25 protein-coding genes and 5 tRNA genes are annotated in these 25,105 nt (G+C 74.6%); 11 read left to right on the forward strand and 19 right to left on the reverse strand.

Annotated features, from left to right (window positions below):
* The first annotated feature begins 166 nt into the window (after positions 1–166).
* Together ACFYZY_RS25840 and ACFYZY_RS25845 are read left to right on the forward strand one after the other, a co-directional pair.
* Complete coding sequence (locus tag ACFYZY_RS25840; protein WP_015032345.1) at positions 167–580, forward strand: SsgA family sporulation/cell division regulator; 414 nt, start codon at positions 167–169, stop codon at positions 578–580.
* Positions 581–771: 191 nt separating this feature from the next.
* A complete protein-coding gene (locus tag ACFYZY_RS25845) occupies positions 772–1,329 on the forward strand; it encodes a CGNR zinc finger domain-containing protein (protein WP_388698472.1) in 558 nt (185 codons plus the stop codon).
* Between the two features lie 54 nt (positions 1,330–1,383).
* Here the strand turns inward: ACFYZY_RS25845 and ACFYZY_RS25850 are convergent, their stop codons facing one another.
* A complete protein-coding gene (locus ACFYZY_RS25850) occupies positions 1,384–1,566 on the reverse strand; it encodes a hypothetical protein (RefSeq protein ID WP_388698475.1) in 183 nt (60 codons plus the stop codon).
* A 122-nt stretch (positions 1,567–1,688) separates the two neighbouring features.
* The gene (locus ACFYZY_RS25855; RefSeq protein WP_388698477.1) at positions 1,689–2,105 is read right to left on the reverse strand and encodes a hypothetical protein; all 417 of its coding nucleotides are present in this window, start codon (positions 2,103–2,105) and stop codon (positions 1,689–1,691) included.
* 148 nt (positions 2,106–2,253) lie between these two features.
* On the opposite strand from ACFYZY_RS25855, the gene ACFYZY_RS25860 reads away from it, so the two are divergent.
* Positions 2,254–2,769, forward strand: a complete 516-nt coding sequence (locus tag ACFYZY_RS25860) for a DsbA family protein (protein WP_388698479.1) — start codon at positions 2,254–2,256, stop codon at positions 2,767–2,769.
* 73 nt (positions 2,770–2,842) lie between these two features.
* On the opposite strand, the gene ACFYZY_RS25865 is transcribed toward ACFYZY_RS25860, so the two are convergent.
* The 3 genes from ACFYZY_RS25865 to ACFYZY_RS25875 form a co-directional block, all read right to left on the reverse strand.
* A complete protein-coding gene (locus ACFYZY_RS25865; protein ID WP_388698481.1) occupies positions 2,843–3,682 on the reverse strand; it encodes a GNAT family N-acetyltransferase in 840 nt (279 codons plus the stop codon).
* A gap of 73 nt (positions 3,683–3,755) precedes the next feature.
* On the reverse strand, positions 3,756–4,586 hold the full coding sequence (locus tag ACFYZY_RS25870; RefSeq protein ID WP_388698484.1) for an aminotransferase class IV: 831 nt from the start codon (positions 4,584–4,586) through the stop codon (positions 3,756–3,758).
* Positions 4,583–5,650 carry a chorismate-binding protein gene (locus ACFYZY_RS25875; protein WP_388698487.1) on the reverse strand — a complete coding sequence of 356 codons (1,068 nt, stop codon included), beginning with the start codon at positions 5,648–5,650 and terminating at the stop codon, positions 4,583–4,585. Before ACFYZY_RS25875 ends, ACFYZY_RS25870 begins: the two co-directional genes overlap by 4 nt.
* A 294-nt stretch (positions 5,651–5,944) precedes the next feature.
* On the opposite strand from ACFYZY_RS25875, the gene ACFYZY_RS25880 reads away from it, so the two are divergent.
* The 5 genes from ACFYZY_RS25880 to ACFYZY_RS25900 all read left to right on the forward strand — a co-directional run bounded on the left by ACFYZY_RS25880 (position 5,945) and on the right by ACFYZY_RS25900 (position 6,405).
* Positions 5,945–6,017, forward strand: a tRNA-Gly gene (locus ACFYZY_RS25880).
* A gap of 39 nt (positions 6,018–6,056) precedes the next feature.
* A tRNA-Cys gene (locus tag ACFYZY_RS25885) sits at positions 6,057–6,130 on the forward strand.
* A 1-nt stretch (position 6,131) separates the two neighbouring features.
* A tRNA-Val gene (locus ACFYZY_RS25890) sits at positions 6,132–6,203 on the forward strand.
* A 19-nt stretch (positions 6,204–6,222) separates the two neighbouring features.
* Positions 6,223–6,294, forward strand: a tRNA-Val gene (locus ACFYZY_RS25895).
* Positions 6,295–6,333: 39 nt separating this feature from the next.
* Positions 6,334–6,405, forward strand: a tRNA-Val gene (locus ACFYZY_RS25900).
* 133 nt (positions 6,406–6,538) lie between these two features.
* Here ACFYZY_RS25900 and ACFYZY_RS25905 read toward each other — a convergent pair.
* The 3 genes from ACFYZY_RS25905 to ACFYZY_RS25915 all read right to left on the reverse strand — a co-directional run bounded on the left by ACFYZY_RS25905 (position 6,539) and on the right by ACFYZY_RS25915 (position 8,221).
* Positions 6,539–6,835 (reverse strand): zf-TFIIB domain-containing protein, encoded by a 297-nt coding sequence (locus tag ACFYZY_RS25905; protein ID WP_388698490.1) that lies wholly within the window; start codon positions 6,833–6,835, stop codon positions 6,539–6,541.
* A gap of 67 nt (positions 6,836–6,902) precedes the next feature.
* Entirely contained in the window at positions 6,903–7,853 is a 951-nt protein-coding gene (locus ACFYZY_RS25910) for a phosphotransferase family protein (protein WP_388698492.1), read from the reverse strand.
* A gap of 212 nt (positions 7,854–8,065) precedes the next feature.
* Complete coding sequence (locus ACFYZY_RS25915) at positions 8,066–8,221, reverse strand: hypothetical protein (protein ID WP_388698494.1); 156 nt, start codon at positions 8,219–8,221, stop codon at positions 8,066–8,068.
* A gap of 508 nt (positions 8,222–8,729) precedes the next feature.
* Here ACFYZY_RS25915 and ACFYZY_RS25920 point away from each other — a divergent pair.
* Positions 8,730–9,899 carry a serine/threonine-protein kinase gene (locus ACFYZY_RS25920; protein WP_388698497.1) on the forward strand — a complete coding sequence of 390 codons (1,170 nt, stop codon included), beginning with the start codon at positions 8,730–8,732 and terminating at the stop codon, positions 9,897–9,899.
* A gap of 26 nt (positions 9,900–9,925) precedes the next feature.
* Here ACFYZY_RS25920 and ACFYZY_RS25925 read toward each other — a convergent pair whose 3' ends face one another.
* From ACFYZY_RS25925 to ACFYZY_RS25960, 8 genes are all read right to left on the reverse strand, one after another.
* Positions 9,926–10,744: a TrmH family RNA methyltransferase gene (locus ACFYZY_RS25925; RefSeq protein ID WP_388698500.1), complete on the reverse strand. Its 819-nt coding sequence runs from the start codon at positions 10,742–10,744 to the stop codon at positions 9,926–9,928.
* A gap of 72 nt (positions 10,745–10,816) precedes the next feature.
* Positions 10,817–12,076, reverse strand: a complete 1,260-nt coding sequence (cobA, locus tag ACFYZY_RS25930; protein WP_388698502.1) for a uroporphyrinogen-III C-methyltransferase — start codon at positions 12,074–12,076, stop codon at positions 10,817–10,819.
* Positions 12,077–12,344: 268 nt separating this feature from the next.
* A complete protein-coding gene (gene cobT, locus ACFYZY_RS25935; protein ID WP_388698505.1) occupies positions 12,345–15,704 on the reverse strand; it encodes a nicotinate-nucleotide--dimethylbenzimidazole phosphoribosyltransferase in 3,360 nt (1,119 codons plus the stop codon).
* 303 nt (positions 15,705–16,007) lie between these two features.
* Entirely contained in the window at positions 16,008–17,249 is a 1,242-nt protein-coding gene (gene cbiE / locus ACFYZY_RS25940) for a precorrin-6y C5,15-methyltransferase (decarboxylating) subunit CbiE (RefSeq protein WP_388698507.1), read from the reverse strand.
* Between the two features lie 73 nt (positions 17,250–17,322).
* Positions 17,323–17,958: a GNAT family N-acetyltransferase gene (locus ACFYZY_RS25945; RefSeq protein WP_388698509.1), complete on the reverse strand. Its 636-nt coding sequence runs from the start codon at positions 17,956–17,958 to the stop codon at positions 17,323–17,325.
* Positions 17,959–18,197: 239 nt separating this feature from the next.
* Complete coding sequence (locus tag ACFYZY_RS25950; protein WP_388698511.1) at positions 18,198–19,052, reverse strand: MetQ/NlpA family ABC transporter substrate-binding protein; 855 nt, start codon at positions 19,050–19,052, stop codon at positions 18,198–18,200.
* Positions 19,053–19,144: 92 nt separating this feature from the next.
* The gene (locus ACFYZY_RS25955) at positions 19,145–19,813 is read right to left on the reverse strand and encodes a methionine ABC transporter permease (protein WP_388698514.1); all 669 of its coding nucleotides are present in this window, start codon (positions 19,811–19,813) and stop codon (positions 19,145–19,147) included.
* Positions 19,810–20,865 carry a methionine ABC transporter ATP-binding protein gene (locus ACFYZY_RS25960; protein WP_388698516.1) on the reverse strand — a complete coding sequence of 352 codons (1,056 nt, stop codon included), beginning with the start codon at positions 20,863–20,865 and terminating at the stop codon, positions 19,810–19,812. The genes ACFYZY_RS25955 and ACFYZY_RS25960 overlap by 4 nt, the downstream gene beginning before the upstream one ends.
* Before the next feature lie 668 nt (positions 20,866–21,533).
* On the opposite strand from ACFYZY_RS25960, the gene ACFYZY_RS25965 reads away from it, so the two are divergent.
* Both ACFYZY_RS25965 and ACFYZY_RS25970 read left to right on the forward strand, forming a co-directional pair.
* Positions 21,534–21,896 carry a hypothetical protein gene (locus ACFYZY_RS25965; RefSeq protein ID WP_388698518.1) on the forward strand — a complete coding sequence of 121 codons (363 nt, stop codon included), beginning with the start codon at positions 21,534–21,536 and terminating at the stop codon, positions 21,894–21,896.
* A 2-nt stretch (positions 21,897–21,898) separates the two neighbouring features.
* On the forward strand, positions 21,899–22,333 hold the full coding sequence (locus tag ACFYZY_RS25970; RefSeq protein ID WP_388698520.1) for a hypothetical protein: 435 nt from the start codon (positions 21,899–21,901) through the stop codon (positions 22,331–22,333).
* Between the two features lie 40 nt (positions 22,334–22,373).
* Here the strand turns inward: ACFYZY_RS25970 and ACFYZY_RS25975 are convergent, their stop codons facing one another.
* From ACFYZY_RS25975 to ACFYZY_RS25985, 3 genes are all read right to left on the reverse strand, one after another.
* Positions 22,374–22,856, reverse strand: coding sequence for a GNAT family N-acetyltransferase (locus ACFYZY_RS25975; protein ID WP_388698523.1), 483 nt, complete (start codon positions 22,854–22,856; stop codon positions 22,374–22,376).
* Positions 22,857–22,892: 36 nt separating this feature from the next.
* The gene (locus ACFYZY_RS25980; RefSeq protein ID WP_388698527.1) at positions 22,893–23,522 is read right to left on the reverse strand and encodes an RNA polymerase sigma factor; all 630 of its coding nucleotides are present in this window, start codon (positions 23,520–23,522) and stop codon (positions 22,893–22,895) included.
* Between the two features lie 207 nt (positions 23,523–23,729).
* Positions 23,730–24,899: a glycerophosphodiester phosphodiesterase gene (locus ACFYZY_RS25985; protein WP_388698530.1), complete on the reverse strand. Its 1,170-nt coding sequence runs from the start codon at positions 24,897–24,899 to the stop codon at positions 23,730–23,732.
* Positions 24,900–25,105 lie beyond the last annotated feature (206 nt).

The following is a 25,105-nucleotide window of genomic DNA, read 5'->3' on the forward strand; positions in this document are numbered from 1 at the left end:
GCCACAGCCGGAACGATGGCATTACCCATAGTTACACACGCCCAGACGAGCTACCTGAACGCCCGCAAACCAGACAGAGGGGTTTACAACAGCACCAGAGGTGGCATGTCGATTGCGCCGACGTGCGAATCCCCGAGCGCACACTGAGCGAAAGGCCCTGGCGCTTATGAACACCACGGTCAGCTGCGAGCTGCACCTGCGCCTCGTTGTGTCGAGCGAGTCCTCACTGCCTGTACCCGCGGGCCTGCGGTATGACACGGCCGATCCCTATGCCGTGCACGCCACCTTCCACACCGGAGCCGAGGAGACGGTCGAGTGGGTCTTCGCCCGCGACCTTCTCGCCGAGGGGCTGCACCGGCCCACCGGCACGGGCGACGTCCGCGTCTGGCCGTCCCGTAGTCACGGTCAGGGAGTCGTCTGCATCGCGTTGAGCTCCCCCGAGGGAGAAGCCCTGCTCGAGGCCCCGGCGCGGGCCCTGGAGTCGTTCCTGAAGCGGACCGACGCCGCCGTGCCACCGGGCACCGAGCACCGGCACTTCGACCTCGATACGGAGCTTTCCCACATCCTGGCCGACAGCTGAACCAGGCAGGGGCCCGCACGACGCCGTCCGACTCGGGGAGACGGCGCCGCGCGGGCAGCTCCCAGGCACGTCATCCGGCGCCCACCGCCGCGCAGCCGGCGCGGCGGTGGGCGCCGGTGCCGTCCTCCCGGTCGCGCTAAAGTCAGCGCCATTCCACGGGCGCCCGCCCGCGGCAGGCCAGGGAGCGAATCGTGCTGATCCCTCACGACACCCGGATCGCCCTCGACACCGTCGTCGATCTGATGAACACCGCGCCGCAGGGCGACCGCGACGACGCCCTCGCGGATCTCCGGGGCCTCCACGACTTCGTCCACGCGCACAAGATCAGCGACGTGGGCACCCTCGGCCCCGACGACCTGCGGGCCGTGCGCGCGGTGCGCGAGAAGTTCGCGGCCGTCTTCTCCGCCCCCGAGGCCCGGATCGCCGCCCCCCTGATCAACCAGCTGGTGGCGGGTGCGGGCACCACCCCGCAGCTCACCGACCACGACGGCTACGACTGGCACGTGCACTACTTCGCGCCGGGCGCCTCGGTGGCGGACCACCTCGCGGCCGACTGCGGCATGGCCCTCGCGTTCATCGTCGTGGCGGGCGAGCAGGAACGGCTGCGGCGCTGCGAGGCGCCGGACTGCGGCCGGGCCTTCGTCGACCTCTCCCGCAACCGCTCGCGCCGCTACTGCGACAGCCGGACCTGTGGGAACCGGCTGCACGTGGCCGCGTACCGGGCGCGCCGCAAGGAGGCGGGGGGCTGACCCGCCCGGCCGGACGCGCGGGGCGGTGGACGGCGGCGGGGGCGCGAGCGGGGGTCACAGCACGAAGAGGTCGTGCACGGCGGCCATGAGCAGCAGGCATCCGATCACCCCGAGGAAGATCATCAACGGCGGCTGGGAGAGCGCGAACAGGCAGCCGCGCGGCTCTTCGCCGACGCCGGGGGCGTCTGCGGAAGCATCGGTGGGGGCGGGGACGAGGTCCCGCGAGGTATCCGGCATCTCGGGGGGATGATCGCGCACACCGCACACCCGAAATTCCGGAAACCACCCCGGAGCGGGGGTCGTTCACTCCTTCCCGTGGTTCACCGAACCGGGACGGACATCGGAATCATCAGAAGCGATCAGATTCCGTGCTTCTTCAGAATCGCCTCGATGTCGCCGAAGTCGTCGTCCGCCGACGGGGCGGAGCGCGGCTTCGCGGTGACGGTCCGCGAGGGGACCGGGGCGCCCGGGGCCACGGCTCTCGGCTCCGCTCCCCCGGCGACCCCCGGCCGGCCGGCCCGGCGCCGCTCGACGGCCCGGGTGGACAGGAGGAGGAGCCAGGCGGCGCCGAGCACGCCGAAGCCCGCCCAGACCACCGGGCTGAACGACAACGCGTCCGCGACCCAGGCGACGGCTCCCGTCATCACCAGGCCGAGCGGCACCAGCGCGTAGGCGGCGATCCGGGCGGCGGCGAGGAAGCGCTTCCGGTACGCCGTGATCGCGGCGATGCCCAGGCCCGCCGCGGACACCGCGGAACAGATGGTCTCGGCGAGCATGCTGGTCCTCCAGGTCCGGGTGATACGTCCCTTCCATCCTGCACGCCACCACCGCCCGGGGCCATGCCCCGCGGCCGGTCTCAGGGAGATCTCCGGGTCGTCCCGGCCGGGATCTCCTCCCCCGGTCCCGGTGAGGGAGACTGCTGCCATGAGTGACTCCACCACCGCACCCGCCTCCCCCGTCGTCCTGGAGGCGTGGTTCGACCTCCAGTGCCCCGACTGCTTCCGGGCCCTCGACGACGTCCGCGCGCTCCGCGAGGAGTACGGCGACCGACTCGACGTGCAGCTGCGCCACTTCCCGCTGGCGAAGCACAAGCACGCGTACGCCGCCGCCCAGGCCGCCGAGGAGGCGTTCGCGCAGGGGAAGGGCTGGCCGTACACGGAGGCGCTGCTCGCCAGGACCGCCGAGCTGGGCGAGCGGGGCGAACCGGTCCTCCTGGAGGTGGCGGCCGGGCTCGGCCTGGACGCCGAGGAGATCGACACCGCGCTGATCGACGGCCGGCACCTGCTGACCGTCGACGCGGACGAGGCGGAGGGCAGGGCGATCAAGGTGACCGGCACGCCGACCTACGTCATCGGCGGCGAACGCCTGGACGGCGGCCAGAGCCAGGAGGGCCTGCGGGAGCGGATCGGGACGATCGCCGACCGCCTCCTGGGCGCCTGAGGAACCGGGCGCGCGCCCGTCCGCCCGGGTCCGCGAGGGGCGGACCGGGCGGCGGGGCGCCCCGGCGGCCGGGTCACACCAGCGACTTGGCGCTGTTGACGTGGGTCGTGCGGTACCCGAGCGACTCGTAGAGCCGGACCGCCGGGGTGTTGTCCGCGAAGACGTGCAGTCCGAGCAGGGTCTCCCCGGCCTCCCGCGCGACCCGCTCGGCGAGCAGCATGAGCGCCCTGCCGTGGCCGCGCCCGCGCTCCTCCTCCCGGACCTCTATGTCGTACACGTAGGCCGCCCGCCGCCCCGGTTCGAGTTCGGTCCGGCCGGTCCACAGGGAGCCGACGGGCCGCCCGTCGCGGACGAGGACGTGGATCGCCGTGCCGGGGGTGGCGAGACCGTCGGGGAGGAGCGCGCGGTGGCTGCTCTCGGCCTTGGCGCGGGCCTGTTCCTCGGGGACGCCCCGCTCGATCCAGCTCCGCGCGAAGGCGTCCCGGGCCCGCGCCTCCCACACGGCGAACCCGGCCGCGTCCATCAGCCGGATCTCGGTGCCCTCCGGCAGCACGGGAGGGGCGCCGGACAGCTCCTTGACCATGTTCCGGCTGCGTTCGGCATAGCCGAGCGAGCGGACCGCGCGCAGCGCCGTCCCGGCGCCGGCGGGCACCGACACCCGCACCTGGACGCAGCCCCAGCCCCGCAGCACCTCCTCGGAGGCGAGCGCGGCGACCGTGCCCCGGCCCCGGCCCCGGTCCGGTTCGTCGATCCGGATGTCCTCGATCACCCCCGAGGCGGCGCCGAAGGCGGGGTCGGTGGCGAGGCGGACGGAGCCGACGCGGCGGCTGTTCACGCACACGTCGTAGGTACGGGAACGGCCGCCGTCGGGCGACTCCTGAAGCGGCCCGGCCGGCCGCAGGGTGGTGGTCATCAGAGGTGTTCTACCCGCCCCGCGGCCCGTCCGTCATCGTGTTTTCGCGCGGGCCGCGGCTCCCTGCCCCGGCTCAGCCGAGGACCGGGTCCCGGTCCCGGGCCGCGTACTCCTCGAAGACCCGCATCGCCTTGGCGGTCACCGGCCCGGGAGCGGGCGACAGCTCGCGCCCGTCGACCCGGTGCACGGCCTGCACGTCGCGGAGCGTCGAGGTCAGGAAGACCTCGTCGGCGCTCTCCAGGACCTCCAGCGGCAGATCGGCCTCCTCCGCACCGGTCCACCGCACGGCGAGGGCGCGGGTGATGCCCGCGAGGCAGCCGGAGGAGACGGGCGGGGTGAGGAGGCGGCCGTCGACCACGACGAAGACGTTGGAACCGGTGCCCTCGCAGAGCCGCCCCGCCGTGTTGGCGAAGAGGGCCTCGGAGGCCCCCCGCTCGCGCGCCCGCGCGAGGGCGACGACGTTCTCGGCGTACGAGGTGGTCTTGAGGCCGGTGAGGGCGCCGCGCTCGTTGCGGGTCCAGGGCACGGTGATCACGGCGGTGGAGTCGGGGCGGCGGATGGTCTCGCCGAGGGCGACGACGAGGCTGGCTCCGGCGTCGCCGCGCTCCGAACCGAGCGGGGAGAGACCGCCGGTGTACGTGATGCGGAGGCGGCCGAGCTCCATCGGGTTGGCCTCCAGGACGGCGGCGCAGGCGCGGCGGACCTCGTCGAGGTCCGGGTCGGGGAGGCCGAGGCCGCGCGCCGAGCGGGCGAGGCGTTCCAGGTGGAGGGTGAGGGCAAAGGTTTCGCCGCGTTCCGCCTTGACCGTCTCGAAGACGCCGTCGCCGACGGTCAGTCCGTGGTCCAGTACGGAGACCCGGGCGGTTTCCGCGTCGTGCAGACCGCCGTTGACCCAGAGTTTCATCGAGGAATGGCCTTTCCGGTCGCCCCGCGGGCGCCTGACTCGTAGGCGCCCGACGCTATCGCGACCAGCCGGGACGCCTTCAGCTCGGTCTCCTCCCACTCGCGCTCCGGGTCGGAGCCCCAGGTGATCCCGGCACCGGTGCCGAAGCGCAGCACGCCTTCGGGGCGGTCGATCCAGAAGGTGCGTATGCCGACGGCCAGCTCGCCGGTGCCCGCGTCGGCGTCCACCCAGCCGACGCCTCCGCAGTACGGACCCCGGGGCGCGGTCTCCAGCGCCCCGATGATCCGCAGCGCGCTGGACTTGGGGGCGCCGGTGACCGATCCGGGCGGGAAGGTGGCGGCGAGCAGTTCGGGCCAGCCGGCGTCCTCGCGCAGCAGGCCGTCGACCGTGGAGACGAGGTGGACGAGGCCGGGGTGCTCCTCGACCGCGCAGAGGGCGGGGACGGTGACGGAGCCGGTCTCGCTGACGCGTCCCAGGTCGTTGCGGACCAGGTCGACGATCATCACGTTCTCCGCGTGGTCCTTGGGCAGGAGGTCGGCGGCGGTGCGGCCGGTCCCCTTGATCGGGCCGGAGGAGATCCGGGCCCCTTCCCTGCGCAGGTAGAGCTCCGGGGAGGCGGTGGCGATCTCCACGCCGTGGGCGGGCAGGCGGATCGTTCCGGCGTACGGGGCCGGGTTGCCCGCGGCGAGGAGCGCGGTGAGGGCGTCCACGTCGGCGGCGGCCGGGTCCGGGAGCGGCGCGGTCAGCACCCGGCAGAGGTTCGCCTGGTAGACCTCGCCGCGCGCGATGTGCTCCCGCACGCGCCGCACGCCCGCCGTGTAGGCGGCGCGGTCGAGGGAGGACGTCCAGGCGTCCGCGGCGGGGCCGCGCCAGGCACCCGGCACGGGCGGGGGCACCGGGTCCGGCCGTACGTCCCCGAAGCGGGCGCAGGTCAGGCGCCCCTCGAAGTCCGCGCAGACGGCCCAGAAGCCGGTGGAGTCCAGGGCCGCGGGGTCGTGGGTCACGTCCCGGAGGTCGGTCGCGACGAGGCCGCCGAAACGGGCCAGGGGGGCGAGGTCGTGCACACGTCGAGTCTAGGGCGTGCGCCGAAAGTCCCGTCTGCCCGGCGGTGTCCGGCACGTGCCCCAGGCCGGACGGGAGGGCGGCACCGGATCGCGTGCGGCGGGGACCCCGCGCGACCCGGGCGGCGCGGCGGTGAACGCCGCGCGAACCCTCCGGGGCGGCGCCCGGCCCGCCCCGGCCGGCGCCCCGGTCGGTCCGCAGGTCAGCACGCTGCGGAAACGCGTTTTTGTACTGGCCCGGGAATCCGCTAGAGTTCAACACGTCGCCGGGACGCGCAAGCGGGCCGGAAACGACAAGCGGACGTGGCTCAGTTGGTAGAGCATCACCTTGCCAAGGTGAGGGTCGCGAGTTCGAATCTCGTCGTCCGCTCGATGTGGGGGATCTTCCCGAACCCCCGTATTCACTCCTGGTGGAGTGGCCGAGAGGCGAGGCAACGGCCTGCAAAGCCGTCTACACGGGTTCAAATCCCGTCTCCACCTCCAAGGACGATTAGCTCAGCGGGAGAGCGCTTCCCTGACACGGAAGAGGTCACTGGTTCAATCCCAGTATCGTCCACCGGACCTTCGGGTCCCCCGCGCGATTAGCTCAGCGGGAGAGCGCTTCCCTGACACGGAAGAGGTCACTGGTTCAATCCCAGTATCGCGCACGCAGTACGCCGTACCTCCGGACACCTCGTGCCCGGCCCGCGCGATTAGCTCAGCGGGAGAGCGCTTCCCTGACACGGAAGAGGTCACTGGTTCAATCCCAGTATCGCGCACGCAGCAAGGAGCCCCCGGCCGCCGACAGCGGACGTGGGCTCCTTGGTGTCCGCCGCCGGACCCGGCGACACGGGCCGGCGCCCCGCCGGGGCCGGTCCGTGTCGCCGGGTCCGCTCAGGACACCGGGGCTCCTCAGGAGGAGAAGAGCATCCGGCCGAAGCCGCGCTGGCGGTAGTGACCGCCGCCGTGGTGGCCGCCGCCGTGGTGCGGGGCTCCCCAGGCCGGGGCGGCGGGGGCGGGCTGCGCCGGGTAGCCCCCGGGGACGGGCGGGGCCGGCGGGGCCTGCTGGACCCACTGGGACTCCAGGCGGGTCAGCGCCTCCAGCTCGCCGTAGTCCAGGAAGATGCCCCGGCAGCCGCTGCACTGTTCGATCTGGACGCCGTTGCGGTTGTACGTGTGCATGGCGGCATGGCACTTGGGACACTGCATGCTCGGCTCAACTCCCTGACATTGCCGTTCGAATGATGGCTTCACCTTACGGGGACGCCGAGGACGCCTACCCGGTTCGATGCCCGGCGATGCGGACGCAGGCGTCGACCATCATCTGTTCGACCTCGTCGAGCGGTCGGCGCCCGGCCGTGGACTTCACGAGGGCCAGGGCGGCCGTCTGTGCCGTCAGGGCCCGCGCGGGTGTGTCGAGCCGGTCCCAGGGGTCGGCGCCCACGGCCGGTCCGCCCGCCTCCCGGTACGCGTCCAGGAAACGGGCCCAGATCTCCGGGGGCAGGATGCCGACGGCGAACCAGGCGGCCGGGCGGGCCAGGTCCCAGGCGGGGTCGCCGAGCCCGAGGTCGTCGACGTCGATGAGCCGCCAGGGCGGCGGACCGGCCGGGGGGCGGGGGCTCCCGGAGCGGACGAGCTGGCCGAGGTGGAAGTCGCCGTGGCAGAGCAGCCGGGGCGCCTCCGCGGGGCGTTCGGGGACCGTCCGCCAGGCGCCGAGGACCGCGGTCGCGGCCGGGTGGTCCGGCGCCGTCCGGCACATCCGTTCCACCGCGAGCGCCGCCTTGAGCGGTGCCCGCGCCGCCGGGAGCCCGCCGGCCTCCGGCGGGCACGGGGTGCGGTGGAGCCGGGCGAGCAGCCGGGCCGCCTCCTCCCAAGGGGCGGCGTCGGGGTCGTCCGGATCGACGGGCGGACCGTACGGCCAGAGGGTGACGGGACGTCCGTCGAGTGCGTCCGGGGCGTCCGGCGGCGGTGGGAGGGGCGGCAGGAACACGTCGGCGACGGCCGGGTGGGCGGCCAGCGCGAGACGGGCGCGGTGCGCCTCGGGGTCGGTGCCCGGGGCGTGGGCCTTGGCGACGAGCGCCCCGTGGCGTACGACCGTCCCGTCGTCCCGGTCCGCGAGGACCCCGGCGAGGCCGTCCGCGCAGCGGCAGGGGGCGCCCGGCGGATGGGCGGCGGCGCGGGCCAGGGCGGCGAGCCGGTCGGGCAGGGGCGGGACGGAGGGGGTCACGCCGGGAGCGTACGGGGCGGGCGGCGTCCGGCACCGGCCGGGTGGTCCGCCCCGCGGCGGCGCGGGGGCCCGTAAGCGGAGCGGGAACGCGCGGGGGCCGGTCGGCTCCCCGGCCGACCGGCCCCGCGCTGTCGCCCGCCGCACCCCCGTCCCCACGGGGCTGTTGGCCGGATGCTCCGGCCCGGGCCGCTCTCCCGGACCGGGGGCGCCGCTCAGCGCCCCAGCATCACGCCCACGGACGACGCCTGTGTGACCACCGCTTCCCAGCCGCCGAAGACGACCACGAGCAGGGCCGCGAGGGGAAGGACCATGGCGGTGGCCACCAGGGGGTGGCGGTGGCCCGGGGGCCGGGGTGTCGTGTGCGCCATGGTTCCTCTCCCGTCGTGTGGCGCGGCAGGTGCGTGACCTCGGGGGACGAGTGCCGCACCTGCCGCGTGACGACAACATTAGGGAGCGGGGGGCGCCGGGGCGTCATGCCCGCGTACCGGCTTGCGGGCCTCCCGGAGGATGACGCCCGCCCGCGCGGCGTACTCCCCTGGGTGGAGACGCGGACGCGCCTCCCGGGGTCTTCCCGGAGGGGACGCGGGAAGGGGCCGGACGGGTGGAGAAGGGCGTGACATCGCTCACTTCCTTGATCGTCGGAGGTGTGTCCGGGCCGGCGGGGCCGGGAGGCCACCCTCCCGGACGGCGGGTGGCGTACGGAACGCTCCGTCAAGTGGGTTTTCGGGGACGGCGGTTGGCCGCGACGGGGAGGGGGCCGGGTCCCGGGAGCCCGCCCCGTGCCGACAATCGGTCCCGGTGCGAGGGCGCGGCCTATGAGCGCGTGCGGGCGCCACTACGTAAGCTGTGCCACGTCGAACGGACGAGGGGACGGACATGGCGATGATGCGGCTCCGGCGCGAGGACCCGCGGATCGTCGGGTCGTTCCGGCTCCACCGCAGGCTGGGGGCCGGCGGGATGGGTGTCGTGTACCTGGGGTCCGACCGGCGTGGTCAGCGGGTGGCGCTGAAGGTGATCCGTCCCGACCTCGCCGAGGACCAGGAGTTCCGGTCGCGGTTCGCCCGCGAGGTGTCGGCGGCCCGGCGCATCCGCGGCGGCTGTACGGCCCGGCTGGTCGCCGCCGACCTGGAGGCCGACCGCCCCTGGTTCGCCACCCAGTACGTGCCCGGCCCCTCCCTGCACGACCGGGTCGCGGAGGAGGGCGCGCTGCGCGCCGCCGACGTGGCCACGATCGGGGCGGCGCTCTCGGAGGGCCTGGTCGCCGTCCACGAGGCCGGGGTGGTGCACCGGGACCTGAAGCCGTCCAACATCCTGCTCTCCCCCAAGGGCCCCCGCATCATCGACTTCGGCATCGCGTGGGCCACGGGGGCCAGCACCCTGACCCATGTGGGCACGGCCGTCGGGTCGCCCGGCTTCCTCGCCCCCGAGCAGGTGCGCGGCGCGGCCGTCACCCCCGCCACCGACGTGTTCTCGCTCGGTGCCACCCTGGCGTACGCGGCGATGGCCGACTCGCCCTTCGGGCACGGGAGTTCCGAGGTCATGCTCTACCGGGTCGTGCACGAGGAGCCGCAGCTGCACGGCGTGCCGGACGCGCTGGCGCCGCTGATCAGGGCCTGTCTCGCGAAGGACCCCGAGGACCGCCCCAGCACGCTCCAGCTGTCGATGCGGCTCAAGGAGATCGCGGCGCGCGAGGCGCAGGGGCTGCCGGCCGCCCGGCCGCCCGTGCAGCGGGAGCGGGCCGAGGAGCGGAGCGCCGCCCGGCCGACCGAGCGGTACACCGAACGGGACACGCGCGGGCGCGCGCCCGGGGGGGAACGGGGTCGGGGACGCGGGCCCGGACCGTCGTCGCGTCCCTCCGCCGGGCCGGGGACCGGGGGTTCGCGGGGGCCGCAGTCCCGTCCGGGCACCCGGCCCGGGGCCCGCTCCACCTCGACGGGCCGCCGCCCCGCCAACCCCCGGCTGCTGCGCCAGCGGCTCTTCGTCTTCGTGGTCGTGACCCTCGTCGTCGCCCTGGGCATCGCCGCCGCGCAGGCCCTTCAGGGCTGACCCGCCCTCGTGCGGGCGGGGTTCCCTCAGGACACCGGCCGGCCCGCCGTCACCGCGTAGAAGGCGACGGCCGCCGCCGCGCCCACGTTGAGCGAGTCCACGCCGTGGGCCATCGGGATGCGGACCCACGTGCCGGCGGCCCGCAGGGCCCGCGCCGAGAGGCCCTCGCCCTCCGCGCCCAGCATCAGCGCGACCCGGTCCAGCCGGTGCGGGGCCACCTCGTCGAGGGGGACCGCCTCCTCCGCCGGGGTGAGCGCCAGCAGGTCGAAGCCCGCCTCCCGTACGGTCTCCAGGCTCCGCGGCCAGTTCTCCAGGCGGGCGTACGGGACGGAGAAGACCGCGCCCATGGAGACCTTCACCGAGCGCCGGTAGAGCGGGTCCGCGCAGTCCGGGGAGAGCAGGACGGCGTCCATGCCGAGGGCGGCGGCACTGCGGAAGATGGCGCCGATGTTGGTGTGGTCGTTGACCGACTCCATGACCACGACCCGGCGGGCGCCGGCGAGCAGTCCGGCGGCGTCCGGGAGGGGCTTGCGCCGCATGGACGCCAGGGCGCCCCGGTGCACGTGGTAGCCGGTGACGCGTTCCGCCAGGTCCGGATCGATCACGTACACCGGCGCGCCGGTGTCGTCGATGACGTCCCGCATGGTGTCGACCCACTTGGCCGAGAGCAGCATGGACCGCATCTCGTACCCGGCCGCCAGGGCCCGGCGGATGACCTTCTCGCCCTCCGCGATGAACAGGCCCTCGGCCGGTTCGCGTCTGCGGCGCAGCTCAACGTCGGTCAGGTCCGTGTAGTCGCGCAGGCGCGGGTCGTCGGGGGTGTCGATCGTGAGGGGTTCGGCCACGGGGTGATACTGCCTTGTCCGGGTGGGGTGTCGGTGGGGGTCTGTCCGGGGTCGCTCCCCCGGGGGGCGTTCCTAGCCGATCGGGCGGTCCGGGTTCTCCCTGACGACGTCGCCGACGACGATGACCGCCGGCGGACGGACCTCTTCCGCGCGGACGGTCTCCGCGACCGTCGCGAGCGTCGCGTCCACCCGGCGCTGGGCGGCCGTCGTGCCCTCCTGGACCAGGGCCAGCGGGGTCTCCGGGGCCTTGCCGTGGGCGATGAGCGTCTCCGCGATCCTTCCGATCTTGTCGACGCCCATGAGGATCACCAGGGTGCCGGTGAGCTTGGCGAGCGAGGCCCAGTCCACCAGGGAGCGCGGGTCGTCGGGGGCGACGTGGCCGCTGACCACGGTGAACTCGTGGGCCACTCCCCGGTGCGTGACCGGGATGCCGGCCGCGCCCGGGACCGAGATCGAGCTGGAGATGCCCGGGACGACCGTGCAGGCGATGCCCTCGGCGGCGAGCGCCTGCGCCTCCTCCATGCCCCGGCCGAAGACGAAGGGATCGCCGCCCTTCAGGCGGACGACGGACTTCCCCGCCTTCGCGTGCTCGATCAGCGCGTCGTTGATGGCCTCCTGGGCCATGAACCGGCCGTACGGGATCTTCGCCGCGTCGATCACCTCGACGTGCGGGGGCAGTTCGTCGAGCAGGTCGCGGGGGCCGAGCCGGTCCGCGATCACCACGTCCGCCTCCGCGAGCAGCCGGCGGCCGCGCACCGTGATGAGGTCCGGGTCGCCGGGACCGCCGCCGACCAGGGCCACGAACGGGGCGCGGGCCCGGTGCTGCGGGGCCGCGAGCGAGCCGTCCCGCAGGCCCTCCACGATCGCGTCCCGCACGGCGGCCGAGCGGCGCGGGTCGTGGCCGGTGAGCACCGCCACCGTGACGCCCTCGCCCCGGCCGGTGGCCGGGGTCCAGGCGGTGGCGGCCTCCGCGTCGTCCGAGCGCACGCACCAGATCCGGGAGCGCTCGGCCTCGGCGGAGGCGGTGGCGTTCGCGGCCGGGTCGGTGGTGGCGACCAGGGCGTACCAGGCCCCGGCGAGGTCGCCCTCCTCGTACCGGCGCCTGATCCAGGTGATCTCGCCCGTCTCGGCCATCGCGTCCACGGACGGGGTCGCGGAGGGCGAGATCAGCGTGATGTCCGCGCCCGCCGCGATCAGCGCGGGGAGGCGGCGCTGGGCGACCTGGCCGCCGCCGAGGACGACGACGCGGCGGCCGGCGAGGCGCAGGCCGACGGGGTAGGCGGGGTGCGCCGCCTTCTCTGCGGGCTCGACGGGCTCGGCGTTCTTGGCCATGGGTGAGCGGCTCCTCGGGACGTGGCGGGTGCGGGCCGCTGCGGCGGTGGAGCGGCTGGTGGGACGCGGTTCGTCCGTCACACGATATCGGTGGCCCGGGGATGCCACTCCGTGACGAATCTCCCCGTGGCAGGGGCGGCGCGGGGCCGGTCGGACTCGTGTCCGGACACCGCGCGACCGGTGCCGCGCGCCGTCGCGGGCCGCGCTCCGCGTGCCGGGGGCGGCCTCGCGCGCCGCCCCGCCGGGCGGGGCGGCGCGCGAGGGGGTACTACTTCTCGGTGATTCCCGCGGCGTCGAACGTGGCCACCTCGTGCATCGCGCGGGCCGCGCTCTGCACCAGCGGGAGGGCGAGCAGCGCGCCCGTCCCCTCGCCGAGACGGAGGTCCAGGTCCACCAGGGGGCGCAGGCCCAGCTTGTTGAGGGCCGCCACGTGTCCCGGCTCGGCGCTGCGGTGGCCCGCGATGCAGGCCGCGAGGGCCTCGGGCGCGATCGCCCGGGCCACGAGCGCCGCCGCTCCGGTGGAGACGCCGTCGAGGACGACCGGGGTGCGCAGGGAGGCCGCTCCCAGGATCAGGCCGACGAGGGCCGCGTGCTCCAGGCCGCCGACCGCCGCGAGGACGCCGATCGGGTCCTCCGGGTCCGGCTCGTGCAGGGCGAGGGCGCGGCGGACCACGTCCACCTTGCGGGCGTGCGTCTCGTCGTTGATGCCGGTCCCCCGGCCCGTGACCTCGGCCGGGTCCGCGCCGGTGTAGACCGCGATCAGGGCGGCGGACGCGGTGGTGTTCGCGATGCCCATCTCACCGGTGAGCAGCGCCTTGTTGCCCGCCGCGACCAGGTCGCGCGCGGTCTCGACACCGACCTCGATCGCCGCCAGGACCTCCTCGCGGCTCATCGCGGGACCCGTGGTGAAGTCGCCGGTGCCGGGACGGACCTTGCGCGGCAGGAGACCGGGGGTGGCCGGGAGTTCGGCGGCGACGCCGACGTCGACGACGCAGACCTCGGCGCCCACCTGGTTGGCGAAGGCGTTGCAGACCGCTCCCCCGCCGAGGAAGTTGGCCACCATCTGGGCGGTGACCTCCTGCGGCCAGGGGGTGACGCCCTGGGCGTGCACGCCGTGGTCGCCGGCGAAGACCGCGACGGCCGCGGGCTCCGGGATCGGCGGCGGGCACATCCGGGACAGGCCGGAGAGCTGGGCGGAGATGATCTCCAGCATGCCGAGCGCGCCGGCCGGCTTGGTCATCCGCTTCTGGCGCTCCCACGCCTCGCCGAGTGCCTTGGCGTCCAGCGGGCGGATGTTCGCGACGGTCTCCTGGAGGAGGTCGTGCGGCTCCTCGCCGGGCAGGGCGCGGCGGCCGTACGTCTCCTCGTGGACGACCCAGGCCAGCGGGCGGCGCTTGGACCAGCCCGCCTGCACCAGTTCGGGCTCCTCGGGGAACTCGTCCACGTATCCCACGCAGAGGTACGCGACCACTTCGAGGTGCTCGGGAAGGCCGAGGGTGCGGACCATCTCGCGCTCGTCGAAGAAGCTGACCCAGCCGACGCCGAGACCTTCGGCACGGGCCGCGAGCCAGAGGTTCTCGACCGCGAGCGCCGAGGAGTACGGGGCCATCTGCGGCTGGGTGTGGCGGCCGAGCGTGTGGCGGCCGCCCCGGGTGGGGTCGGCGGTCACGACGATGTTGACCGGGGTGTCGAGGATGGCCTCGATCTTCAGTTCCTTGAACTGCTTCGCCCGGGCCTTCGGCAGTGACTCGGCGTACGCGTCGCGCTGCTTGTGGGCCAGCTCGTGCATCGTCTGCCGGGTCTCGGCGGAGCGGATGACGACGAAGTCCCAGGGCTGCGAGTGACCGACGCTGGGGGCCGTGTGCGCGGCCTCCAGGACGCGGAGCAGCACCTCGTGCGGGATCGGGTCGGGGCGGAAGCCGTTGCGGATGTCGCGGCGCTCCCGCATCACCCGCAGGACCGCGTCCCGCTCGGCCTCGTCGTAGCCGGGGGCGGGGGCGGTCTCCGCCTGCGGGCCGGGGGCCGGGACGGCGTCCTCCTGGCCGGGGGCGGCGGAGGGTGCCTCTTCGGCCGGGGCCGACGGGTCGGCGGGGGCCGGTGCGTCGGCGAGAGCCGTCTCCGGGGCGAGGGCCGCCTCATCGGCCGGGGCCGGCTCCTGGGCGACGACCGTCTCCTGGACGGGGACCGGCTCTGCGGCGGGGGCCGGTTCCACGGCGGGGGCCGGTTCCACGGCGGGAACGGGCTCCTGGACCGGCTCCTGCGCGGGGGCGGTCTCCGCCTCCGGTTCCACCGCCTCCTCGGCCGTGCCCTCGGTGTCCTCGGCGGCCTCGGCGGCCTGTCCGGTTTCTTCCGGCGCGGGCCCGGCGGCCTCGACGGGCGCGGGCGGCTCGACGGCATCCGGTGCCGTGGGCGCGGGCACCTCGGCGGCGGGCTCGGCCTCGCGCGGAGCGGGCACGACGGCTTCGGGCGCCGCGGCGGGCGCGGGCGCCTCCTCCTGCTCCACCACGGCGGTGGGCACCGGCTGCTCCTCCGGTGCGGGAGCCGTCTCGGCGACGGGTTCGGCCGGGGCGCCGGTCATGGTCTCCGCCACCGGGGCCGGCGTCGGGGCCAGGTGCGGGGCGGTCGGGACGGAGCCCTCGACCTGGACGAACCCGCCCGACTGCGGGACGACCGTTTCTACGGGGCCCGGCCCCTGCGGCTGCGCGGCCCACGGCTCGGCGCCCTGCGGCGCGACCTGCTGCTCCTGCGCGATGTCGAAGTACTCGGGACCCGTGGTGGGCGGGCCCGGGTTCCGGACCGGCACGGGGGCGGGGCCGGTGGCCACGAGGGGCTCCGGAACGGGCTGCGGGACCGGGGCGGGCGCGGTGGCCGGGCCCCGGTCGGCCAGCGAGCGCACGACGCCCCCGGTGCCCTCGGGCACCGGCGGGCCCATGTGCAGCGGGCGCCGGGCGGGCGGCGGGGTCGGCGCGGCGTGCGGCGGCGTGCGGACGGCGCCGAGATCGACGGAGCCCGTGTCGCGGCCGGCGGCCTCGTGCGCCCCGGTGTCGAGGATGCCGGGCTCGTACCCGTGGTCGGTGGGGACCTGCTCGTGCGGAGCGCCGGGGACGCCGTGCGCGGGGGTGCCGTGGGCGGGGGTGCCCTGGACGGGCACGCCGTGCGCCGGGGTACCGGAAGCGGGCACGCCGTGCGCCGGGGTGCCGTGCGCGGGAGTGCCGTGCGCCGGGGTGCCGGTGAACCGGTCGGACGGGACGTCCTGCGGCAGGGCCCCCCGCTGCGGGGCCGTCGGCGTGTCGCCGAGGGCGACGGGCTCCGGGAGCGGGTCGGTCAGCGGGTCGCCCGCCGGGGCCGGGGCCCCCTGGTGCGGGACGGCCGCGTGCGGCGCGCCCCGGTGCGGGACGGCCGGGGCCGGCGGGGGCGGTACGGCGACCGGCGGCGCGGGCACGACGCCCGGCGGGTGCTCGCTCCAGGCGCCCTGGGCGCCCGGCATCAGAAGCAGGTCGTCGTCCTCGGGCGTGTGCTCGGAGGGGTCCAGGAAGGTGTACGCGCCCGGTGCGGGGATGCCCGGCTGCTCGACCATGCCTGCGTTCTCCGGCAGTCCCTCGCCCGGGACCTGGCCGGTGTCCGTCATGCGTACCCCTCGCCCATCGCTTGTGTTCCTTCAGACCTGTGCCCGTCGAGAAGAACGAGCACGCGCGCCGCGCGGCACGAAGCACGCGGACACTGACACATTGTCGCGACCCTCGGCCCTCGTGGCGGGAAGATTCGCCACGATGCGCTGTGGACTGCGCCACGTCGCGCGGTTCCCCCTCGTCGCGTACCACGCCGATGACTCCCGGGGGCCACCCATTCAGGACATCGGCACACGAAGCGACGACTGTCCGGACGCGGTACAACAATCGGCCAGCCTACCTGGCCCGGTGGGGCGGCCGGGTCAGGGGGCGCGTTCGATCCTGCGTCCGGAGAGCAGGAAGACGGCCGAACGATCGCGTTCCGACCAGGTGTCCGGGTCGAGTCCCACGGTCTGGAGGAGGAGGCTCTCGGTGAGGTAGCCGCCCGCGATGAGGGCGGCGCCGATCGCCTCGGCCTCGTCACGGGTGGAGGCGTGGGCGACGATGCGTTCCGGGCGCCGGTCGGTGCAGGCCGTGACGACCTGGACGCCGCCCGCGCCGATCCGCACGACGTCCGGCTCGGGCAGGCTCTCCAGGACGTGCGGGGCGCGGCCCGGGACGGCCTGGAGCGGTACGCCGTGGCGGCGGGCGGTGGCCTCGGTGCGGGCGCAGGCGTCCGGGTCGGCGTCGACGGCGATGACGGCGGCGCCGAAACGGGCGGCCTCGACGGAGAAGGCGCCGCTCCCGCAGCCGACGTCCCAGACGAGGTCGCCGGTCCGGGGGCCGAGCCGGGCCAGCTGGGCGGCGCGGAGGGCGGGGTCCGCGCCCGCGCCCGGACGGACGGTGCCGGTTCCGGGGCCGTGCCCCTCGGAGTCGTACTCCTCGGTGGGCAGGCCCCAGCCCCGTACGGGGCGGACGGCCGGGTCGTGGCCCGCCAGCCAGGGGGCGGCGGGGGTGCCGCCGCCCCCGCCGATGACGAGGACGACGTTGGGGTCGCGCCAGGCGTGGTCGGCGGCCTTGTCGGAGGTGAGGACGGAGACCCGTTCGCGGTCGGTGCCCAGCTCCTCGCAGATGACGAAGGTGCGGTGGACCCCGTCGAGGAGGAGGGCGAGTTCGGCGGGGCCGGCCCCCGGCGAGGTGAGGACGGCGACCTTGGGGTGGGCGCGGCAGACGTTGACCGCACGGCGCAGGGTGCGCTGGTGGGCGACGACGATCCGGGCGTCCTCCCAGGGCATGCCGGCCCGCGCGAAGGCGGCGGCGACGGAGGAGACGGCGGGGACGACCTCGACCTCCAGGCCGTGTTCGGGGGCGCGCAGGGTGCGCACGACGCCGAAGAAGCCCGGGTCGCCGTCGGCGAGCACGACGGCGGTGCCGCGGTGGCCCGCGATGCGCCGGGCGGCGAGGTCGACGCTGCCGAGCCGGACGCGTTCGGCGGCGGGGGGCACCTCGGGCCGGGCCAGGTGGTGGGCGGCTCCGGCCACGAGCGTGGCGGCGGAGAGCGCGGACCGGGCCGCCGGGGAGAGGGGTGAGCCGTCCCAGCCGATCACCGTGACGCGGTCGGCCATCGTCGTCTGTCTCCCTGTGGTGTTGTCGCAGGTCGGGGGCGTGCCGAGCGTACCCCGGGATCGGCCCCGGGAATCAGCTCCAGTCGGTGTACGAGGAGTACCCGGCCTCGGCCATCTGGTCGGCGGCGTCGTCCAGGTCCTCGGGGAGGAGGCCCCAGACGATGAAGTCGGTGCGCAGGTCGGTCCAGCTCCCGTCCTCGGTACGGGTGCGGGCTATGCAGGCGTTGCGCAGGACGCCCTCGCTGATGCAGCCGATCTTCTGGGCGACCTGCTGGGCGGCGGTGTTGTCGGCGGCGGTGCGCAGCTCCAGGCGTTCGAACTTCTGGTCGCCGAAGAGCCACCGGGCGGTGGCGAGGGCGGCCTCGGAGGCGTAGCCCTCGCCGCGGGCCCAGGGGGCGACGATGTACGAGAGTTCGGTGGAGCGGACCCGCCAGTCGGTGTGGTCCAGCCGGATCACTCCGACGAGGCGCTGGGTGAGGAACTCGGTGACGGCGAGGGCGAGGCCCCGGCCCGCGGTGCGTTCGGCGGGCGCCTGCCGGGTGATCCAGGCGCGGGCGGCGGCCTCGGTGCAGGGCTGGGGCACGGCGGTCCAGGCGCCGACGAGTTCGTCGTTCATCATGTCGGCGAACGCGGGGACGTCCGCCTCTTCGAGCGCGCGCAGCACCAGCCGGTCCGTGTTGATGGAGATGTCCGGAAAGGTGGTAGTCATGCGCAGCTCCATGCCGTGGACCGTCCGAATCGACCGTGAACGCACAGCATGCAGCATGCCGCCGCCGCCGCGCATGGCCGGGTGGGATGTGGGGGCGGGGGGCGGCGAAGGCCCCGCGCACCGGCCGGGGTGCGGGGGCCTTCGTCCCGAGGGCCGCGAGGGGAAGTCGTCCTGACGGTCCCTCGGCCTCCCGGGTCCTGCTCGACGGGCCCCGCTCGACGGGCCCCGCTCGACGGGTCCTACTGGACGGGACCGAAGGCCGGGACGACCGAGCCCTTGTAGGTGTCCTCGATGTACTTCTTCACCTCGGGCGAGTGGAGGAGCGCGGCGAGCTTCTGGACGCGGGCGTCCTTCTCGTTGCCCTTCTTGACGGCGAGGAAGTTGGCGTAGGGGTTGCCCTCCGCCTTCTCCAGGGCGAGGGAGTCCTTCGCCGGCTCCAGCTTGGCCTCGAGGGCGTAGTTGCCGTTGATGACGGCGGCGTCCACGTCGTTCAGGGCGCGGGGCACGGTGGCGGCCTCCAGCTCCTTGAACTCCAGGCCCTTCTTGTCGGTGATGTCGGAGAGCTTGGCGTCGGTGCCGGCGCCGTCCTTGAGGACGATCAGGCCGTTGGCGGCGAGGAGCTGGAGCGCGCGGCCGCCGTTGGTGGTGTCGTTGGGGACGGCGATCGTCTGGCCGGGCTTGACGTCCTTCAGCGACGTGAGCTTCTTGGAGTAGAGGCCCAGCGGCTCCAGGTGGACGTTGGCCACGGGGACGACGGTGGTCTTGTTCTTCTGGTTGAAGTCGTCGAGGTACGGCTTGTGCTGGAAGAAGTTGGCGTCGACCTGGCCGGACTGGGTGGCGGTGTTCGGCAGGACGTAGTCCGTGAACTCCTTCACCTCCAGCTTCAGGCCGGCCTTCTCGGCCAGGTGGTCCTTGACGTAGTTGAGGATGTCGGCGTGCGGCGTCGGGGACGCGGCGACGACGAGGGGCTTGTCGGCGGAGCCGGCCGGGTCCTTGGAGGAGGACGGGTCGGAGGAGGTGCCGCAGGCGCTCAGGCCGAGGGCGAGGGCGGAGACGGCGGCCAGGCCGGCGGTGAGCTTGATGTTCTTGCGCACGAAGAGTGCCTCTTTCCGGTGGAGCGGTGGACGTCTGGACAACAAGTCCGGACTGTTCTTCGAAGGACGAAGTCTGGGGTGGCCGGGGAGCGTTACGCGGTGCGGCCCCGGCGGGCGAGGAGCCGGACGACTCCGTCGCCGATGAGCTGGACGACGGTCACGATCAGGACGAGGACGACCACCGTGACGAGCATGAAGGTGGTGTCGAAGCGCTGGTACCCGTAGGTGACGGCCTTGGAGCCGAGGCCCTCGCCGCCGACCGCGCCCGCCATCGCGGAGTAGCCGATGAGCACGATCACCGTGGTGGTGACGGCCGAGACCAGGGAGGGCAGGGCCTGCGGGAGCAGGACCTTGCGGACGATGGTGGGGATGCCGCCGCCCATGGCCTGGACGGCTTCGACGAGTCCGTGGTCGACCTCGCGGATCGCGGTCTCGACGAGGCGCGCGAAGAAGGGGATGGCGCCGATGGCGAGCGGCACGATCATCGCGGTCGGGCCGATGAAGGTGCCGACGACGAAGGTGGTGAAGGGGATCAGGGCGATCAGCAGGATGATGAAGGGCAGCGAGCGCCCGATGTTCACGATCGCACCGACGGTCTTGTTCACCGGCTTGTTCTGCAGCAGTCCGCCCTTGTCGGTGAGGACGAGGAGGATGCCGAGCGGCAGACCGCCGACGACGGTGACGACGGTGGCCCACAGGACCATGTAGAGCGTGTCGACGGTGCCCTGCTCCAGCAGGGGCTGCATCTCGGACCAGGTCACTTCGCACCTTCCTCGACCAGTACGGGCGCGGTCTCGACCGGCGCCTCGTCCTCTTCCACGACCGCGACCTGGAGGCCCTGCTCGCGCAGGAAGCCGACCGGGACGACGTTCTCCTCGTACGGTCCGGGCAGTTCGATCCGCATCCGGCCGATCTGCTTCCCTCCCACGGTGTCCATCGCCGCCCCGAGGATCGAGATGTCGATGTTGTACGTGCGGGAGAGCTGGGAGATGACCGGCCGGGTCGCGGCCTCCCCGTGGAAGGTGACGTCCACGACCGTGCGGCCGGGACCGGTGGGGGCGCCGCCGACCGGGAAGAGTTCGGCCGCGAGGCGGGAGCCGGGGGTGGCGAGCAGTTCGCCGACGGTGCCGGACTCGACCACGCGCCCGTGCCGCATGAGCGCGGCGGAGTCGCAGACGGTCTTGACGACGTCCATCTCGTGCGTGATGAGCAGGACGGTGAGACCGAGCTGCCGGTTGAGGTCGCGCAGGAGCTGGAGGACGGAGCGGGTGGTCTCCGGGTCGAGGGCGCTGGTGGCCTCGTCGGAGAGGAGGACCCTGGGCCGGCCGGCGAGGGCGCGGGCGATGCCGACGCGCTGCTTCTGGCCGCCGGAGAGCTGACCGGGGTACGCCTTGGCCTTGTCGGCGAGGCCGACGAGGTCGAGGAGTTCCAGGGCGCGGCGGGAACGCTCGGCACCGGAGACGCCGAGGATCTCCAGGGGGAGCTCGATGTTGTCCTTGACCGTGCGGGAGGACAGCAGGTTGAAGTGCTGGAAGACCATGCCGATGCCGCTGCGCGCCCGGCGCAGGTCCCTGCCCGCGCGGCGGCCCCGGCCGGCGAGGGCGGTGAGGTCGACGCCGTCGACGGTCACCGTGCCCGAGGTGGGGCGCTCCAGGAGGTTGACGCAGCGGATGAGGGAGGACTTGCCGGCGCCGCTCTGGCCGATCACGCCGAACACCTCGCCCTCGCGGACGTGGAGGTCGACGCCGTCCAGAGCGGTGACCTGCCGGCCGCGCGACTCGTAGACCTTGGTCAGGCCCGAAGTGGTGATCACAGGGGTTTCCGTCACTGTCGAGTGCGCGACGCGGGGTCCGTCACGCACGGGGCATTCGTCATCGGACAGTCAGGCGCACGGGGTGCCGGTCCGGCGGGGAGCCGGGCGTCGGCGGGTGCGCGGGGCGGGCGCGGTCCACCGCCGTTCGGCGGGGACCGGCGCGACCGTCGGTCCCGCTTCGGGGCGCGGGACTCGGGCGGGGGCCCTCAGAAGGCGCACATTCGACACATGCGGCGAGCACCGGGCGTCGTGATCGCCTCGGTCGCAAGGATGCGGCTGCTCGTCGTGGTCATGTCTGCAAGTAAAGCATGCGCGACTGCGAACGAAAGGAGGGTGTCCGAATAGCGGACGCCCTTGAGACGCCCTGCGGACGCTCCGGGGAGGCCCCCGCCGTGACGTCCCGGCGCCCGTCCCGGTGTCCGTCCCGGGTCCTCGCGGACCCGCCCGGAAGCCCTCCGGGCCCTTGTGGGGCCGCCCGTCGGCCGTTCCCCGGGCCGCACCGGGACCGCCCGGACACCCGCGCGGTCCGCCCGGTCCGCCCGCCCCTTCCCGGCCCTGCCGGAGCGCGGTCCGGGGCGGGCTGTGGCCGAGAACACACGGGGGTCCGCGCGGCCGGGAGAGGAGGGCCGGGCGCACCGGGCCGTCCGGACCGTAATACCCTCGGGCGCATGCTCGACGCCCTGACGGTCGCGGTCTCCGCGGCCGCGCTCGCCCTCGCCGCCTGGTGCGGCTTCGCCGCCTTCCGCGACCAGCCGACCAAGGACTGGCACTTCATCGGCATGGCCGTGGTGACCTTCCTGGTCCTGGTCCAGCTGGTCGTCGGCATCGTGCGGCTGGCGCGCGGCGAGAAGGCCGAGGAGGGCGCGACGATCTTCGTCTCCTACCTGCTCGGCGCGTTGTGCGCGGTGCCGGTCGCCGGGTTCATGTCGCTCGCGGAGCGCAGCCGGTGGGGTTCGGCGACGGTGGCGGCGGGCGCGGTCGTCCTGGCCGTGCTCGAAGTGCGTCTCTACGACATCTGGACGGTGGGCTGACCATGACCGGGACGCGGGAGAGGACCGCGGAAGGCGCGAAGACCCGGCTCGTCACGGGTCCGGGCATGCTGGTCGTCTGGCTGTACGGCGTGATGTCGGTGGGCGCGGTCTCCCGCTCGGCCTTCCAGATCGCCACCGAGTTCGACCGGGCGCCGCTCGCGTACGGCCTGTCGGCGGTGGCGGCCGCCGTCTACGTCTTCATCACGTACACGCTGGTGCGCGGCGGGGAGACGGCCCGCAGGGCGGCGCTGGTGTGCTGCGCCGCCGAACTCGTGGGCGTCCTGGTCGTGGGGACCTGGACGCTGATCGAGCCGTCCGCCTTCCCGGACACGACGGTCTGGTCGAAGTACGGCTACGGCTACGTGTTCATCCCGGTGCTGCTGCCGCTGACCGGCATCTGGTGGCTGCGCCGGTCGCGCGCGGTGCCGGCGGCCTGACGCCCCCGCCCGGCGGACCGGGACCGGGCGGGCCGCCGGGTCAGGCGGCCTTCTCCAGGGTCACCAGGGTGCGCCCGGCGCCGAGTTCGCGGGTGGCGACCTGCGCGTACCCCTTGCGGCGGTAGAGGCGCAGGTGGCCCTCGCCGCGGTGGCCCGCGAAGAGCCGGAAGCGCCTGGCGGCCGGCGCGGGCGCGGTCGCGAAGTGGCGCTCGATGCCGTCGAGGAGGCGGCCGCCGAGACCGTGCCGCCGCATGCGCGGGTGGACGATGAGCTTGGCGATCCGTACCGTGCCGTCCTCGTCGAGCCTGGCCCGTACCGAGGCGACGACCTCGTCGCCGAGCCGGGCCACGAGCCCGTGGCCCTCCTCCAGTTCGGCGCGCAGGGCGTCGAGCGACTGGGTGAGCGGCTCGATCGACCAGTCGTCGTACAGCTCCGCCTCGCCCTGGTAGCAGAGGTACTGCAACTTCAGGATCTGCTCCGCGTCCCGCGCGTCCGCCGCCGAGATGGTCACGCTCAGGCCCATGTGTGCACGCCTCCCGCTCCCCTGCCGTTCACCGGTCTACCGCACCCTTCCCCGGCGGTCCGGGGCGGGAACCTCCGCGGCCAGCATTCTGCGCAGGCATCCCAGGCAACGGGAACGCATCGGGCCCAGACTGCCCTGTGAGATACCCAACTCCCCTGCGATTTCCCGGTAGGTGGGGTCCCCCGGGGCGAGCATCGCGGCCAGGACCCCGGGACAGCGGCCGGGGGTGCGGGTGACTGCGGCGCGCACCGCGCGGCGGCGTTCGTCGGCCAGCAGGGCGTGCTCGGGGGAGCCGTGGGGCCCGGCGCCGTCGTGGACGGGTTCGTCCCGGTAGGGGCGTTCCCGGTCGCCGGTGCGGCGGGCGCGGCGGGCCTCGGCGCGGACGGCCCGGCGCAGCCAGTCGGCGGGTCGCGCGGGGGCGCCCGTCTCCCGGAGGCGTTCGAGGAGGCGCAGCCAGACGGCCTGTTCCAGGTCGCCGGGTTCGACGCCGGCGGCGGGGGCCTCGGCGTCCGACTCGGCGGCGAGCAGCGGGGCGAGCGCGGCGAGGAGCCCGGCGCGCGCGTCGGGGGCGGAGACGGACCCCGGGGCGGCGGCCGCGTCCGGAACGGCGGGGGCGGAGACGGACCCCGGGGCGGGGGCGAGCGGGGCGGGAGCGGAGGTGGTCATGCCCCGCACCATGCCGGGTCACGCGCCCGTGGACGCGGTACGGGACGTAAACCACCCGGGAGGGGGTCGTGGGGGGGGGGGGGGGGGGGGGGGGGGGGGGGGGGGGCGGGGCGGGGGGGGGCCCCCCCCCCCCCCCACGACCGTCCGCCCGTCACGGGCGCCGCGAGCCGGGCGGGAACACCCGGGGGCCGCCCGTCGCGACGCGCTTCAGCGGCGGCCGGTGAGGTCCTCGGCGGCGAGCAGGGCGGTGTCGGGGTTGTCGGAGAAGATGCCGTCGATGCCCGTCTCCAGGTACTTCTTCAGGGCGCCGATCGAGTCGCCGTAGGCGTTCGGGTCGGTGCCGCGCCGGAAGTCGGCGGGCAGGAAGGTGTTCTCGTTGCGGTGCGTGTAGGGGTGGAGGATCAGCCCGGCCGCGTGCGCGTCGCGGACCAGGGTGGTCGGGGCGCCGAGCCGGCCGGCCGCGTCCCGGGGGATCACCAGGTCGAGCGTGGGGCCGATGCCCTTCGCGTACGAGGAGATCCGGCGCAGGCCCTCGGGCGTGATCAGGTCCGCGACCGTGCGCGGGTCCCCGGCCTCGACGAAGTCCCAGGGGCGACTGTTCGCCCCGGAGAGCAGGACCACGCCGGGGGTCTCGACCAGCTTCGCCAGGCGCTGGATGCTGCTCGGCTCGAAGGACTGGAGGAGGAGGGGCGAGTGGGCGCGGTGGCGTCCGTACCGGCGCAGGAGCTTCGCGAGCCGCTCCTCCAGGCCGAGGCCGAGGGAGCGGAAGTAGGTGGGGTGCTTGGTCTCGACGTACAGCCAGACCTCGCGGCCCCGGCGGCGGCCCTCCTCGTCGGCCCAGCGCAGCACCTCCTCGAAGGTGGGGACCGTCCAGCGGCCGTCGTAGAGGGTGTTCTCCTGGCGGGTGCCGGGGATGCGCTCCCCGGCCCGCAGGGTCTTGAGCTCGGCGAGCGTGAAGTCCTCGGTGAACCAGCCGGTGATCCTGGTGCCGTCGACGGTCTTGGTGGTCTTCCGGGACGCGAACTCGGGGTGGTCGGCGACGTCGGTGGTGCCGGTGATGTCGTTCTCGTGCCGGCAGACCAGGTGGCCGTCCCGGGTGGGGACGAGGTCCTGCTCGACGATGTGGGCGCCGAGGTCGAGGGCGAGCCGGTAGGAACCGAGGGTGTGCTCGGGGCGGTAGCCGCTCGCGCCGCGGTGGCCGATGACCGTGGGAACGGGGAGGGAGCGGTAGCCGCGCCCGTGCGGACGGTTCGTCGCGGCGGCCGGGGCGGCCTGCGCGGTGCCGGCCGTGAGGGCCGCGGAGGCGCCGAGGACGGTGGCGCCCGCGGCGCCGAGGACCGTCCGCCGTGCCGGGGTCCGGCGTTCGCCCTGGGTCATGAAGGGTCCTCCTGGGTGGATCGTGGTGTGATGTCCCGCACCTGTCGGCGGTGCTCCCGACGCTAGGCACCGACCCCCTACGGGCGGCAGACCTGCGCCGAACATGGCGGAAACTCGTGTCAACACTGCGTATCCGTTCGGTGAACCCGATGTGCGCGCGGAGGTGACCCGCGAGTATGGTCGCCAGTCGCACCGTCAGTTCGTCC

This window comes from Streptomyces sp. NPDC001744 (assembly GCF_042892575.1).
GTDB lineage: Bacteria > Actinomycetota > Actinomycetes > Streptomycetales > Streptomycetaceae > Streptomyces.

What these genes read in the sequence shown, in the direction of transcription:
- ACFYZY_RS25840 (WP_015032345.1), top strand. Translation starts at nt 167, where the DNA reads ATGAACACCACGGTCAGCTGCGAGCTGCACCTGCGCCTCGTTGTGTCG.
- ACFYZY_RS25850 (WP_388698475.1), bottom strand. Translation starts at nt 1,566, where the DNA reads ATGCCGGATACCTCGCGGGACCTCGTCCCCGCCCCCACCGATGCTTCC.
- ACFYZY_RS25855 (WP_388698477.1), bottom strand. Translation starts at nt 2,105, where the DNA reads ATGCTCGCCGAGACCATCTGTTCCGCGGTGTCCGCGGCGGGCCTGGGC.
- ACFYZY_RS25860 (WP_388698479.1), top strand. Translation starts at nt 2,254, where the DNA reads ATGAGTGACTCCACCACCGCACCCGCCTCCCCCGTCGTCCTGGAGGCG.
- ACFYZY_RS25865 (WP_388698481.1), bottom strand. Translation starts at nt 3,682, where the DNA reads ATGACCACCACCCTGCGGCCGGCCGGGCCGCTTCAGGAGTCGCCCGAC.
- ACFYZY_RS25870 (WP_388698484.1), bottom strand. Translation starts at nt 4,586, where the DNA reads ATGAAACTCTGGGTCAACGGCGGTCTGCACGACGCGGAAACCGCCCGG.
- ACFYZY_RS25905 (WP_388698490.1), bottom strand. Translation starts at nt 6,835, where the DNA reads ATGCAGTGTCCCAAGTGCCATGCCGCCATGCACACGTACAACCGCAAC.
- ACFYZY_RS25915 (WP_388698494.1), bottom strand. Translation starts at nt 8,221, where the DNA reads ATGGCGCACACGACACCCCGGCCCCCGGGCCACCGCCACCCCCTGGTG.
- ACFYZY_RS25920 (WP_388698497.1), top strand. Translation starts at nt 8,730, where the DNA reads ATGGCGATGATGCGGCTCCGGCGCGAGGACCCGCGGATCGTCGGGTCG.
- cobA (WP_388698502.1), bottom strand. Translation starts at nt 12,076, where the DNA reads ATGGCCAAGAACGCCGAGCCCGTCGAGCCCGCAGAGAAGGCGGCGCAC.
- cobT (WP_388698505.1), bottom strand. Translation starts at nt 15,704, where the DNA reads ATGACGGACACCGGCCAGGTCCCGGGCGAGGGACTGCCGGAGAACGCA.
- cbiE (WP_388698507.1), bottom strand. Translation starts at nt 17,249, where the DNA reads ATGGCCGACCGCGTCACGGTGATCGGCTGGGACGGCTCACCCCTCTCC.
- ACFYZY_RS25945 (WP_388698509.1), bottom strand. Translation starts at nt 17,958, where the DNA reads ATGACTACCACCTTTCCGGACATCTCCATCAACACGGACCGGCTGGTG.
- ACFYZY_RS25965 (WP_388698518.1), top strand. Translation starts at nt 21,534, where the DNA reads ATGCTCGACGCCCTGACGGTCGCGGTCTCCGCGGCCGCGCTCGCCCTC.
- ACFYZY_RS25970 (WP_388698520.1), top strand. Translation starts at nt 21,899, where the DNA reads ATGACCGGGACGCGGGAGAGGACCGCGGAAGGCGCGAAGACCCGGCTC.
- ACFYZY_RS25975 (WP_388698523.1), bottom strand. Translation starts at nt 22,856, where the DNA reads ATGGGCCTGAGCGTGACCATCTCGGCGGCGGACGCGCGGGACGCGGAG.
- ACFYZY_RS25980 (WP_388698527.1), bottom strand. Translation starts at nt 23,522, where the DNA reads ATGACCACCTCCGCTCCCGCCCCGCTCGCCCCCGCCCCGGGGTCCGTC.
- ACFYZY_RS25985 (WP_388698530.1), bottom strand. Translation starts at nt 24,899, where the DNA reads ATGACCCAGGGCGAACGCCGGACCCCGGCACGGCGGACGGTCCTCGGC.